The sequence below is a fragment of the Streptococcus sp. oral taxon 061 genome (genome assembly GCF_013394695.1).
In the GTDB taxonomy this organism is placed as follows: domain Bacteria; phylum Bacillota; class Bacilli; order Lactobacillales; family Streptococcaceae; genus Streptococcus.
On sequence record NZ_CP058258.1, the window covers coordinates 1,351,834 to 1,364,535 of the forward strand.

At 40.7% G+C, this 12,702-nt stretch carries 13 protein-coding genes; 3 read left to right on the top strand and 10 right to left on the bottom strand.

Features of this window, described 5'->3' with window-relative positions:
* Positions 1-91: 91 nt before the first annotated feature.
* Positions 92-640 (bottom strand): CvpA family protein, encoded by a 549-nt coding sequence (locus tag HW271_RS06605; RefSeq protein WP_178895358.1) that lies wholly within the window; start codon positions 638-640, stop codon positions 92-94.
* Positions 637-939 carry a cell division protein ZapA gene (gene zapA, locus HW271_RS06610; protein WP_004252047.1) on the bottom strand — a complete coding sequence of 101 codons (303 nt, stop codon included), beginning with the start codon at positions 937-939 and terminating at the stop codon, positions 637-639. The genes HW271_RS06605 and zapA overlap by 4 nt, the downstream gene beginning before the upstream one ends.
* 86 nt (positions 940-1,025) lie before the next feature.
* On the opposite strand from zapA, the gene rnhC reads away from it, so the two are divergent.
* The 3 genes from rnhC to HW271_RS06625 all read left to right on the top strand — a co-directional run bounded on the left by rnhC (position 1,026) and on the right by HW271_RS06625 (position 4,984).
* Positions 1,026-1,901 carry a ribonuclease HIII gene (rnhC, locus tag HW271_RS06615; protein ID WP_178895359.1) on the top strand — a complete coding sequence of 292 codons (876 nt, stop codon included), beginning with the start codon at positions 1,026-1,028 and terminating at the stop codon, positions 1,899-1,901.
* 9 nt (positions 1,902-1,910) lie between these two features.
* Positions 1,911-2,525 carry a signal peptidase I gene (lepB, locus tag HW271_RS06620; RefSeq protein ID WP_178895360.1) on the top strand — a complete coding sequence of 205 codons (615 nt, stop codon included), beginning with the start codon at positions 1,911-1,913 and terminating at the stop codon, positions 2,523-2,525.
* An 89-nt stretch (positions 2,526-2,614) separates the two neighbouring features.
* Positions 2,615-4,984 carry an ATP-dependent RecD-like DNA helicase gene (locus HW271_RS06625; protein ID WP_178895361.1) on the top strand — a complete coding sequence of 790 codons (2,370 nt, stop codon included), beginning with the start codon at positions 2,615-2,617 and terminating at the stop codon, positions 4,982-4,984.
* 47 nt (positions 4,985-5,031) lie between these two features.
* Here HW271_RS06625 and tig read toward each other — a convergent pair whose 3' ends face one another.
* The 8 genes from tig to mvk form a co-directional block, all read right to left on the bottom strand.
* The gene (gene tig, locus HW271_RS06630; RefSeq protein ID WP_045614335.1) at positions 5,032-6,315 is read right to left on the bottom strand and encodes a trigger factor; all 1,284 of its coding nucleotides are present in this window, start codon (positions 6,313-6,315) and stop codon (positions 5,032-5,034) included.
* A 112-nt stretch (positions 6,316-6,427) separates the two neighbouring features.
* Positions 6,428-7,060 (bottom strand): response regulator transcription factor, encoded by a 633-nt coding sequence (locus HW271_RS06635; protein ID WP_178895362.1) that lies wholly within the window; start codon positions 7,058-7,060, stop codon positions 6,428-6,430.
* A gap of 11 nt (positions 7,061-7,071) precedes the next feature.
* Positions 7,072-8,070, bottom strand: a complete 999-nt coding sequence (locus tag HW271_RS06640; RefSeq protein ID WP_178895363.1) for a sensor histidine kinase — start codon at positions 8,068-8,070, stop codon at positions 7,072-7,074.
* A complete protein-coding gene (gene liaF, locus HW271_RS06645) occupies positions 8,067-8,765 on the bottom strand; it encodes a cell wall-active antibiotics response protein LiaF (RefSeq protein ID WP_178895364.1) in 699 nt (232 codons plus the stop codon). Before liaF ends, HW271_RS06640 begins: the two co-directional genes overlap by 4 nt.
* Positions 8,766-8,863: 98 nt before the next feature.
* Complete coding sequence (fni, locus tag HW271_RS06650) at positions 8,864-9,865, bottom strand: type 2 isopentenyl-diphosphate Delta-isomerase (RefSeq protein WP_178895365.1); 1,002 nt, start codon at positions 9,863-9,865, stop codon at positions 8,864-8,866.
* Positions 9,843-10,856: a phosphomevalonate kinase gene (locus HW271_RS06655; protein WP_178895366.1), complete on the bottom strand. Its 1,014-nt coding sequence runs from the start codon at positions 10,854-10,856 to the stop codon at positions 9,843-9,845. The genes fni and HW271_RS06655 overlap by 23 nt, the downstream gene beginning before the upstream one ends.
* On the bottom strand, positions 10,843-11,796 hold the full coding sequence (gene mvaD / locus HW271_RS06660; RefSeq protein ID WP_178895367.1) for a diphosphomevalonate decarboxylase: 954 nt from the start codon (positions 11,794-11,796) through the stop codon (positions 10,843-10,845). Before mvaD ends, HW271_RS06655 begins: the two co-directional genes overlap by 14 nt.
* A complete protein-coding gene (mvk, locus tag HW271_RS06665; RefSeq protein ID WP_178895368.1) occupies positions 11,778-12,656 on the bottom strand; it encodes a mevalonate kinase in 879 nt (292 codons plus the stop codon). Before mvk ends, mvaD begins: the two co-directional genes overlap by 19 nt.
* Between the last annotated feature and the right edge of the window lie 46 nt (positions 12,657-12,702).

Here is a 12,702-nt window from a genome sequence, read left to right on the forward strand (position 1 = left end):
AGTAATGACTTTTCTTATTTTCAACTTTTTTAATTCAATCTCTTACTTTTCGAAATTGTAAACAAAAGGCTAGGAATAGTTCCCGCCCTTTTTATCCGATTATTTTTGTAACCCAAAGCTGTTTAATAAAATTAGTTGTGAATGGAATGCTTTGGATGATATGTCTAGCTACAAAGCTATTTTCAAGTGAATTTTGAACAATTTGTAATGGCACAGTCGCGAGAATCGTTAGCATCATCTGGAGGACAAACAAGGTCACACCGACTGATAGCACACCCGCACCGATACGGTAGTATTTCCCATCAAGTATCTTACTTGGTACTAGGTTTAGAAAAAGACCAAGCAAACGGCCGATGCAGTAAAAAATCGTAAAGGCTAAGAGGAAGCCGACACCTGCATAAAAAACCTTATCTAGTTGGAAAAGTTGATTGGATGGGAAAAAAAATGTTCCCTGTCCTTCCTGCGGATTAGCATAAGGGATTAATAAATTGAACTTCTGCCCTAAAGATTGGTAATATTTGCTTGCAAAATAAGCAGAGACAATCGTTGCTACAAGATAATATGCTTGCAAAATAATTCCTCGGCGGTAGCCTATATAAAAGCTCCAAGCAAGGATTAATAAGAGTAGAATAGAAATCATAGGGAATCCTCAATCTTACTCTGCTCTTGTTTAGCCGCAACCACCTTATAACGGAGTGATTCTAACTCTTGCTCCTTATCATCAAATTCAATCTCACGGCTGAGCTGTGTTGACAAGCAGTTAACTGCTAAAAGGATAGCTACTGTCTCATCATCAGCTCCAGGCATTTGTTCTTTGATTGCTTCATATTTTTCTGTCGCAACTTTAGCAATCTCCTCCATGAAAAGATTGTCATGTTCAGTTGTCAGCGTTAATGTTTTTTTCCCAAATGTAAACTTGAATCGATTTAGATTTGCCATAAAATTCACCTCACGATATTATACCAAATTTCACTAAGTTTGTCAGTTTTTACCAATTCTAGCGCTTTTATGGTACAATAGAGACTATGGCAAGTATCACATTAACTCCGAGTGAAAAGGAAATTCAAGCTTTTGTTCAAAAGCATGAGCAAGCTCTCGCTCCAAGTAAAAATCCCTATATTCGCTACTTTTTAAAATTTCCTCAAGCCAGTGTTTCCGTCTATACATCTGGGAAAGTCCTCTTGCAAGGAGAAGCCGCTGAAAGCTATGCTAGCTTTTTTGGTTATCAGGTAGCACAAGTAGTTAGCGGGCAAAATTTCCCCTTAATTGGAACAGATGAAGTCGGAAATGGTTCCTACTTCGGTGGTCTGGCTATAGTGGCGTCATTTGTAACTCCTGATCAGCATGACTTTTTACGAAAACTTGGGGTTGGAGATTCTAAAACACTAACTGACCAAAAGATTCGTCAGATTGCTCCTATTCTTAAGGAAAAAATCCAACATCAAGCACTCCTACTTTCTCCGAGTAAGTATAACGAAGTCATTGGTGAGCGCTACAATGCTGTTTCGGTCAAGGTAGCTCTTCACAATCAAGCAATCTATCTCCTCCTTCAAAAGGGAGTTGAACCTGAAAAAATTGTTATTGACGCCTTTACAAGCTCACAGAACTATGATAAGTATCTAAAAAATGAAGCCAATCATTTTCCTAATCCAATCACTCTAGAGGAAAAAGCTGAGGGCAAATACTTGGCCGTCGCTGTCAGCTCCATCATTGCGCGTGATCTCTTCCTAGAAAATCTTGAAAACCTAGGACGAGAGCTGGGATACCAACTTCCAAGTGGTGCTGGAGCTGCTTCTGATAAGGTAGCTAGCCAAATCCTTCAAGCATATGGAATGAATGGCCTCAATTTCTGCGCCAAACTTCATTTTAAAAATACTGAAAAAGCAAAAAAACTTCTATAGAGGTGAACCATGAAATATTTAAAATCATTTATAAGAGAATGGGGAGTTTTCTTCCTGATTATCGCCTTAGTTGGTCTCAGCCGTCTCTTTCTCTGGAGCAATGTTCGTGTAGAAGGACACTCAATGGATCCTACTCTAGCTGATGGAGAAATCCTCTTTGTTGTTAAACATCTCCCTATCGATCGCTTTGATATAGTTGTCGCTCATGAGGATGAAGGGAATAAAGACATCGTAAAGCGAGTCATCGGATTGCCAGGTGATACCATCCGTTACGAAAATGATAAGCTCTACATCAATGGACAAGAAACCGATGAGCCTTATCTAGCAGAGTATCTCAAACGCTTTAAAGAGGATAAACTTCAATCTACCTATACTGGAGATAGTTGGGATGGGAAAAAAGGCGAGTACTTCAGAAGTCTTGCTGAGAAAGCTCAGGCCTTTACCTTAGATGTTAATTTCAATACTAGCTTCACATTCACTGTTCCAGAGGGACAATACCTCCTACTTGGTGATGACCGTCTGGTATCTAGTGATAGTCGACACGTTGGTACTTTTAAAGCAAAAGATATCATCGGAGAGGCTAAATTCCGTTTCTGGCCACTCAAACGTATCGGAACATTCTAATAACACTAAGAGGCCGAGAACACGAATCTCAGCCTCTTCTCATTCTATTCTGAATGATTTGATTTCATTTAGGAATGTAAAGGAATTATATGGAAGTCTATTTTACAGGTACGATTGAACGTATTATTTTTGAAAATGTCAGTAATTTTTATCGTATTCTCCTCCTAGATATAGAGGATACCAATGCTGAGGACTTTGATGATTTCGAGATCATTGTGACAGGAACTATGGCTGATGTCATCGAGGGAGAGGAATACACTTTTTGGGGGCAGATTGTCCAACACTCCAAATACGGAGAGCAACTACAAATTACCCGTTATGAAAGAGCAAAACCAACTAGTAAGGGCTTAGTCAAGTATTTCTCTAGTAGCCATTTCAAAGGGATTGGGCTCAAAACTGCCCAAAAGATTGTGGAACTCTATGGAGAAAATACCATTGATGAAATCCTGGAGCATCCTGAGAAACTCGAAACCATCTCAGGACTATCTTCTAAAAGTCGTGAGGCCTTCGTTTCTACACTTCGTCTCAACTACGGAACTGAGATGGTTTTGGCCAAGCTTGCAAACTACGGGATTCCTAATAAATTAGCTATTCAAATCCAGGATACCTATAAAGAGGAAACCATCGATATCGTTGAAAATTATCCTTATCAGTTGGTAGAAGATATCAAGGGTTTGGGCTTTACCATCGCTGACCAATTAGCACAGGAATTGGGGATTGAGAGTCAGGCACCTGAACGCTTTCGAGCAGGTCTTGTTCATAGCCTTTTAAATGCTTGTATGGAAAGCGGGGATACTTATGTTGAAGCAAGAGATCTATTAGAAAAAACTCTAACTCTACTTGAATCCTCACGACCTGTTGAACTGGAGCCCAGTCAACTTGCACAAGAATTATCCAATCTCATTGAAGAAGAAAAAGTTCAGCAGGTTGATACGAAAATCTTTGACAACAGTCTCTTTTTCGCTGAAGAAGGAATTCACAATCACCTCATTCGCATCCTTGAAAAAGAAGAACCCAATAAACATGAAATAGAAATCATCCAGGATCATATCACAACTGTTGAGAAAGAATTAGGCATCCAATACGATACTATTCAAAAGCAGGCAATCTGCGACGCTATCCAAAACAAGGTCTTTATCCTGACAGGTGGACCTGGTACGGGTAAAACCACTGTTATCAATGGGATTATTGGTGTTTATGCTCTAATGGAAGGACTTGATCTCAAGAAAAAGAGCAATCTACCGATTCTCCTAGCTGCTCCAACTGGTCGCGCGGCTCGTCGTATGAATGAGTTGACAGGCTTGCCAAGTGCAACGATTCACCGCCATTTGGGGATGACTGGAGACGACGATACCAGTCATTTGGAAGATTATCTAGATGCTGATTTTATCATCGTAGACGAGTTCTCTATGGTGGATACCTGGCTAGCCAACCAACTCTTCTCCAACATCTCCTCTAATAGTAAAATTCTCATCGTAGGCGATAGTGACCAGTTGCCATCGGTTAGTCCTGGTCAAGTCTTAGCTGACTTACTCCAGATTTCGAGTATTCCTCAAACACGCTTGGAAAGAATCTACCGTCAGAGCGAAGAATCAACCATCGTCACCCTTGCTAGTCAGATTCGTCAGGGAATTTTACCTGCAGATTTCACTCAGAAAAAAGCAGACCGTTCCTACTTTGAAATCGCTAGTAGCCATATCCCTGCGACCATTGAAAAAATCCTAGATGCTGCTATTAGAAGTGGCATTCCTGCTCGTGATATCCAAGTTCTAGCTCCTATGTATCGTGGTACAGCAGGAATTGACGCGATCAATCAACTCATGCAAGAACTGCTCAATCCTCTTCAAAAGGGACAGATCAGTTTTGAAGCAAGTCAGTTTCATTATCGCACAGGCGATAAGGTCATTCATCTGGTCAACGATGCAGAAGTCAATGTCTTTAATGGAGATTTAGGCTATATTACAGACCTGATTCCTGGAAAATACACTGAATCCAAACAAGATGAAATTATCATCGATTTTGATGGCAACGAGGTTTCCTATCCTCGAAATGAATGGTACAAAATTCGTCTGGCCTATGCTATGAGTATCCATAAGTCACAGGGGAGTGAGTTTCCAGTTGTGATTCTGCCAATTACCAGTGCTAGCAAGCGCATGCTGGAGCGAAATCTCATCTACACTGCTATCACTCGCGCCAAAAGCAAACTCATCCTACTTGGTAAACTTCAGGCCTTTGACTATGCAACCAAGCACATCGGGACAGCTCGCAAGACCTATCTGATTGAACGTTTTAGTGATTTAATTGAAAATAATATTGAAGAAAGTAAACAAGCCTTCTCTGAAACTGCCACAACAAATGACTCTGGACAATCCTACATCCTCACCGAGGAAAACTGGTCTAGTATCCCAGCTATGATTGGAATTAGTCAAGATGACCTTCAAGAATTTTTCGGAAAATAAAGCATAAGAAAACCCACCGAATCCGGTGGGCTTTTTATCTTTTCAGATTATTTTACTGTTGCAGTGCTTGTAATCAATTCAACAGCTTTTTTGATTGTGATATCGTGTTTCAACATGTCAGCTGAAAGCAAGCTTTGTACTTGAGCAACTTCCATGTTGTAGTCTGCAGCCAATTGCTCGATTTCTTTTTGGATTTCTTCTTCAGTAGCGTCAAATCCTTCAGCTTTAGCAACTGCTTCGATAACAAGGTTTGTCTTAGTGCGTGACTCAGCTTCTGCTTCATATTGTTTGTGAAGATCTTCTTGAGTAGTTCCAGTGATTTGGAAGTACATGTCAGGGTTGATACCTTGACGTTGCAAGTTTCCAAGGAATTCATTTACTGAGCGGTGAACTTCTTCGTGAATCATTTCTTCTGGAAGTTCTACGATTTCAGCGTTTTCTACAGCTTTATCGATTGCTGCACCTTCAACGGCATCAGTGTATGCTTCTTCTTTAGCAGCAGCTAATTCTTTGCGGTATTTTTCTTTCAATTCGTCAAGAGTTTCAACTTCTTCGTCGATATCTTTTGCAAGTTCATCGTCAAGAGCTGGAACTTCTTTAGCTTTAACTTCGTGGATAGTTGTTACGAATTTAGCTTCTTTACCTGCAAGGTCTTCTGCTTGGTAGTCTTCTGGGAATGTTACGATAACATCAACAGTTTCACCAGCTGAGTGACCTACCAATTGGTCTTCAAATCCAGGAATGAATTGTCCTGAACCAAGTCCAAGTGAGAAGTTTTCGCCTTTTCCGCCGTCAAATTCAACACCGTCGATAGAACCAACGAAGTCGATAACAACAGTGTCGCCGTCTTCAGCAGCACCATCTTTGATTACCAATTCTGCCAAGTTGTTGCGTTCACGTTCGATACGTGCATCTACATCAGCGTCAGTTACTTCTTTATCTACATCAACTGATACTTCAAGGTTTTTGTATTCACCCAATTTAACTTCAGGTTTTGTAACAACTTCTGCAGTGATAACCCAGTCTTGACCTTTTTCCATAGAAGTTACGTCAATTTTTGGTTGTGCAACTACTTCAAGACCAGCTTCTTTTACAGCTGCTTCATAAGCGTCTGGCAAAAGAGCGTTCATTGCATCTTGGTAAAGGGCTTCTTCACCAAATTTTTGGTCGAAGATAGGACGTGGAAGGTGTCCTTTACGGAAACCAGGAACATTAAGAGTTTTCTTTACTGAGTTAAATACACGGTCCAATTCTGGTTTGATTTGGTCTTGAGAGATAGTGAAAGTCAAGACACCACGGTTTGTTTCTTTGTTTTCAAATGATACAGACATTCTGTCATTTCTCCTTAAAATTTTTAATACAGTCCATTATACCATATAGTAGCGAATTTTTTCAAGTAATGGATGCGCTTTTCCTCCATGCTTAAGTTGCTTTCAAACTTCTCTAAAATTCGTCAGGGCCTACCAAGTGGTGCTGAAAGGCATAAACAGCCACCTGGGTACGGTCACTAACCTGAAGTTTAGCAAGTATGTTTGAAACATGAGTTTTAACAGTCTTGAGGGAGATAAACAATTCATCAGCTATACGCTGATTTTCATAGCCCTTAGCGATTAGTTGAAGGACATCTCTTTCACGAGCTGTCAGATCTTCGTGTAGTTCGACGTGATTACGGTGGTATTCTACCTTCTTGCTGACCTCTTGTTCAATAGCAAATTCACCGGCTGCTACCTTACGAACTGCGTGTAGCAACTCATCTGCGCTCGAAGTCTTGAGCATATAACCCCTAGCTCCAGCATTCAAGACCGGCATAATTTTTTCATTGTCTAGGTAAGATGTCACGATCAAGATTTTAGCCTCTGGCCATTCTTTGAGAATAGCTAGTGTTGCATCAATCCCATTGACTTCAGGCATGACAATATCCATGACAATCACATCCGGACGAAGCTCCAAGGCCATAGAAATCCCTTCTGCGCCATTGGTTGCTTCTCCTACAACCTCAACATCTTCCTGTAATTCGAAATAACTTTTTAATCCCAGACGCACCATTTGGTGGTCATCTACCAATAATAGTTTCATCTTACTTCCTCTTATTTATCCAAATCAAGCAAAGGAATGCGAATATCCACTGCTAAACCTTGCTTGGGAGCTGTTAATAATTGTATAGTCCCAGCCATATCTTCTACACGTTCTTTGATATTCCGTAAACCATAGCTCAGTTCGTCTCCATCATCTAGTTGAAAACCGCGCCCATTGTCTGCCACCTTCAACTGCAATTCCGTTTCCGTTTGATAAAGGTAAACATCCAGACAAGAAGCCTGCGCATGCCGAAGGGTATTACTAATCAATTCTTGGACAATACGGAAAATATGCTCTTCTATCTTTTTAGGTAATGCAGTTACCTGATATTTAAAGCTTACCTTCAGATCACTTTTTTCTTCTAGTTCTTTGAGGAGTATCTGAATCCCCTCCACCAAACTCTTTTGTTCCAGTTCAATAGGACGCAAATGCAAGAGTAGAATACGCAAATCTCTCTGGGCTGTCTCCAAAATAGCAGTCACACTCTGAAGCTGAGTTTGCATCTTTTCTCTATCTAATTTCGAAGCTTGTTGACTGAGTCCTGATAACATCATATGGGCAGCAAAAATTTCTTGGCTAACCGTATCATGCAAGTCACGCGCAATTCTCTTGCGCTCCTTTTCAACTATCTCTTCTTCTTTGACTAAAACCTGATTATCTGCTTTTTGAATAGCTTCTGTCAACAAACCAAGCTTACCTGATAAGTTTCTAAAACTTGCGTCTAAATCAGCATCTCCAAGGCTTTTAATATCTTTACCAGCTAGTAGACGTTTGAGATTTGCTTGGATTCTTCTTCTTGAAATTTCGTCAACCATTTTCCAGAATAAGACTAATAAAAAAGCAAGGGCAAGACTAAACATCAAGCCTAAAAATACGACTTTTTCTGTCTTTTCTAAATCTTGGAAGAGAGAAGTCCATTCCAAATCTAAGACCTTAAAAATGCTTCGAAATAGAAAAGCGACAAAGAGAAAAGAGGTGAGACCAATTAAAATATAGGGTTGTTTTTTCATCCTCTCACCACCTCAACATCTCCAACCATAGTTGTCAAAAGAATCTTAACACTCTTGGGACTCTTGAGATAATCTCTGGTTTCTTGATGAAATTGCTCATTACGCAAAGCACGTTTAGGCTGGTTAAAAAAGGTTAAATCTCCGTACAGAGAATTGACACTTAGGCTGACTTCAACATCTACTGGTACGATAATTCTAGTCGTACCGACCAGTTTTCTCAAGATGATGACATTATCATGATTGCTCAAAATCACGTGCTCTAGATGAATGGTATCCTTCCCCATAAGGCGAAAGAGATTGATATCATCAAAACGACAAGTCTGGTAACTTGAAAAATGATGGAGATTGCCAAACCAGCGATTTTTCTCCCTCTTTACTGTCACAACTTCTTCAAAAAAAAGATTGGTATCTTCTCTTTCCTGGTTCATCATAGGGTAAAGCAGGAACAGGCTGTATATCAAGGCCACAAAGATGGCTAAAATGACAAAGGGATTGAGCATGATGATAAAGAAAAATAAGATGCTCACCGCCACTAAAATAAAGTTATTTCCTTGTTTTCCAGTATAATAGCGAATCAGCAGTAAAAACAAGAGCAATATCAGTAGAAAACGGGAAAAATGCTCTGATACCATCATAATCAGAGCTCCTGTTAATAAACAAGCTTCAATAAATAGAAAAATTTGGAATTTTCGCATGTATCCGTCCTCTCCATTTAATTGTATCACAAATCCCAAAAGTCACATCCGTCTGAGGAATGATAAAGAGGTCGGGACTAAAATCCTGACCTCTTTCTTTACATTTGGTCTTTTGCTTCTTTCAATTTTCCATAAAGGAGATAGTCGACCTCTTGTAAATCCTCAATTTTTTTACAATTAAGGGCACACATAATCAAGCGTAGGTCTTCCTTCCAGCTTTCAACAATGGAAATAACAACATCAACAGAGTAATTTTCAACCAGCTCTAACATAGTGCGTGATAGACCAACTGCCTTGGCTCCAAACACCAAGCATTTGATGATATCTAGTGGATTGCGAACTCCTCCACTAACCAAAAGTTCCATCTTGTCTTTCCAGTCTTGGGCATTCAGAAGAGCTTGCATGGTCGATTGACCCCAATCATTGAGGTAGTCCCGTTGACCGCTACGACGATTTTCGATATAGGCAAAGCTAGTTCCCCCACGACCAGACAAATCAACCGTACGTATGCCTATCTCATATGCCTTAGCAATGGTCTTCACATCCATGCCAAAGCCGACTTCTTTTAAGACAAGGGGAACAGAGATTTGCTCAGCATAATCTTTCAGATTATTTTGCCACAATCTAAATTGACGCTCACCTTCGGGCATGAGCAGTTCCTGCATAACATTAACATGAACTTGCAAGAGGAGGGGATTCATTTCTTTTACCGTTTGTATCCCCAATTCAACAGGCTTGTCTAAGCCAATATTGGTTCCAAAGAGGAGGTCAGGATGATTTGACTTGACAGAGAAAGAGTCATCCGCTGGATCCTTAAGTGCCGCACTGTAAGAACCCGTCACAAATAAAATTCCACAGGCCTCTGCCACCTGGGCCAATTTTTGATTGATTTCTCTGCCCCGATCACTCCCACCTGTCATGGCGTTAATATAAAAAGGAAAGTCCCATTTGTGCCCTGAAAATTCTGTCGAAAGATCAATCTCATCTATATCGTATAAGGGTAGTGAGGAGTGGATTAACTCCACCTCATCAAAACTATTATAAGTACTTTTTTGTTCAAGGGCATAGCGGATGTGTTCATCCTTCCGATTTGTCGTCATGTCCTATCCTTTCTTGATACAAGAGCTCAATCCCAAGATCAGCCCAGCGTTTTTTCAGTAATGTGGTCGAATCTTGGTCAAAACTGAGGGCTATCCCACAGTCTCCACCACCAGCACCACTACTTTTAGCAACAGCTTTTAAGTTTCTGCTGGCATCTTTTAATTGTCTGAGCGAAGGTGTGTAAATATCTGAACTCAAGCCTTCTAAAAGTTGGCTGGCTTGTTCTTGTAGCTCCATTATCTTTTCTTCTTGGCCTTCATGCAAAGCCTTTACCAAGTTAGTTACTGTTTCTTTTGAAGCCTGCAAAAAGCTAGCATTCATATTCTTCTTGATTTGCTTAACCATGTGACTAGACACCGCTACTTCCTTGGTCCAACCCACCAGAAAATCAAATTTCAAGGTCGGTTCAACACTCCTAATAGAAAAGCCCCAATCACGTGCTAATACAGTTGGCAAGTCTTCTTTTTCTAGCCATTCTGCCACTTTCTCACGGTCAAAAGACTGATAGAGGACCAGGTCTTCTGAAACGATACAGGCAATATCCCCCATGGAACCATTATCTCCACGTTTGAGAAGTACAGCACTAGCCAGTTTAAACAAAAGGTCTCTTTCAACAGGTCTTTCATAGAAAGCAAGCATGGCCTTGATGACCAAGACAACAACACTACCACTAGAACCCAGGCCAAACTTCTTGCCCTCACGCTCCATTTTCCCACGAATGTCTATGGAAAAAGGTTGCAAGTCAACTCCTTGGGAAGTCAGATATTCCTCCACCAAGGCAACTGTTTCTTGAATCAAGGCATAAGAAGAATCTGGGCGCATATCTACACTATAAGTAAACATATCCGAGTAGAGTCGATAAACTTCTGAGGACTCAATCTCAGCTGTCATATAGATGGGAATAGCTTTTATTAGTGCCAACTGCCCTGGTTCTAAAATGGCATACTCACCAGCCCAGTAGAGCTTACCACAAGTTTTAACAATCGTCATCTTGGCTCAAATCCTTTGTCTTTGAAACGATTAAGCGATAGCGTTGACCTAAAAGTTCTGATAGATGTTCCAAGTCTTTTTCTAAACAAAGAACCTTTACATTAGGCCCCGCATCCATGGTGAAGTAACAAGATTCTCCTTGTTCTCTAAGCTGACGAACGAAATCCATAGCCTCATAACTTGCATCTGTCAGATAAGAGAACGGCGGATTTGCAGTTTTTGTCGTCGCATGCATTGCAAGAGCGTTCTTTTCTGTTAAAGCTCCAACCTTCTCAAAGTCATTTCCCTTGAGATAGACCAGCATATCATTGTAGTCTTGTTCAGACTGACGGACCCAGTCCTCAAAAGTAGTCGAAGTTTCTACACAGAGTTTCATACCATCCCGACTAGAGATTGGTTTTTTCTGGTCTTCCAAGACCAACATAATCATAGCTAGTTTCAAGTCAGTTTCAACTGGATAAATCTCTCCACTATCCTTATCCCAAGCTGCTATGGGGCCATAAAAACTACGAGATGAAGAACCCGATGCAAACTTAGCTTCCAAGGCCAACTCTTTACGATCTAGTCCTAATTGGAAGTAGGCATTGCAAGCTTTGACTAGAGCAGACAAACCACTGGAACTTGAAGAAAGGCCTGCTGCTGTTGGCATATTGTTCTTGGTATCGATACGAACAAAACCTGCTCCTTCAGGACGGTAGCGGTCAATGATTTTACTCATCTTTTTATGTTCAGCTTCATTTTGCAACTGACCATTGATGTAAAATTCATCTGCCCTAGCATCTGCTGGCAAAGGTGAAAGTGTCGTCTCCGTATACATATTTTCTAAAGTCAGAGAGATACTGCTAGTCGCGGGAACCATCTCTTTTTCTTTTTTCTTACCCCAATATTTAATAATAGCAATATTGGCATAGGAACGTACTGTTACAGGCTTTCGATCCATGTCTGAACAGCTCCTTTCTCTTCTAATCTTTCTGCGAGTTCTTGTGCTTGACTGACATTAGCAACCAAGGCAATGATGCAACCGCCTAGACCACCACCACTCATCTTGGCTCCTAGAGCTCCATGTTCAAGGGCAGTTTCAACCAAGGCATCTGCCTCAGGGCTACTAACTCCGATTTCTTTTAGATTTCCATGAGCTTTGGTTAGAATTTCTCCCAGCTTCACGGCATCTTTTGTTTGAATAGCTTTTTCTGCCTCTTGGGTTAATTCTCCTAATGCATGCAAGAAAGGCAGAGCTTCCTTACCTTTGCTCTCTACGACTTGGATAGCTTCACGAGTATGTCCATAAACTCCAGTATCTGCAATGATCAGATAAGCTGACAAATCCATGGCTAATTCTTCAAAACCAACATTCTTGATAAAACGAATAGGCTGGTCACTTAGGCAAGTCTTAGCATCTAAACCACTAGGATTCATATGGGCAATCATCTCCGCCCGATTGACCAGAATTTCTAAAACATCATACGGAAGTTCTGCTTGGTAATAATCAAATACTGCACGAATGGCTGCAATACTAATGGCTGCTGAAGAACCCATCCCCCGTTTTTCTGGAATAGCCGAGTCAATTTGACAACGGATGCAAGCATCTTTGATATTTAGATACTCGAGAGAAGCATAAACAGCCATAGACAAGGTGTCCTCTTCAAACAGACGCCATGGTGTGGTTGCTGGAACCACCCGACAAGTCACCTCTACCTCTAAAAGAGGTAAAGAAATGGCTGGGTAGCCATAAACCACTGCATGCTCTCCGATTAAAATAATTTTACTATGTGCCTGACCGACACCAACTTCTTTTGTCATTTAATCCTTCTATCAGACGAAAACCGTCTTTTTCTAGATAAAATTT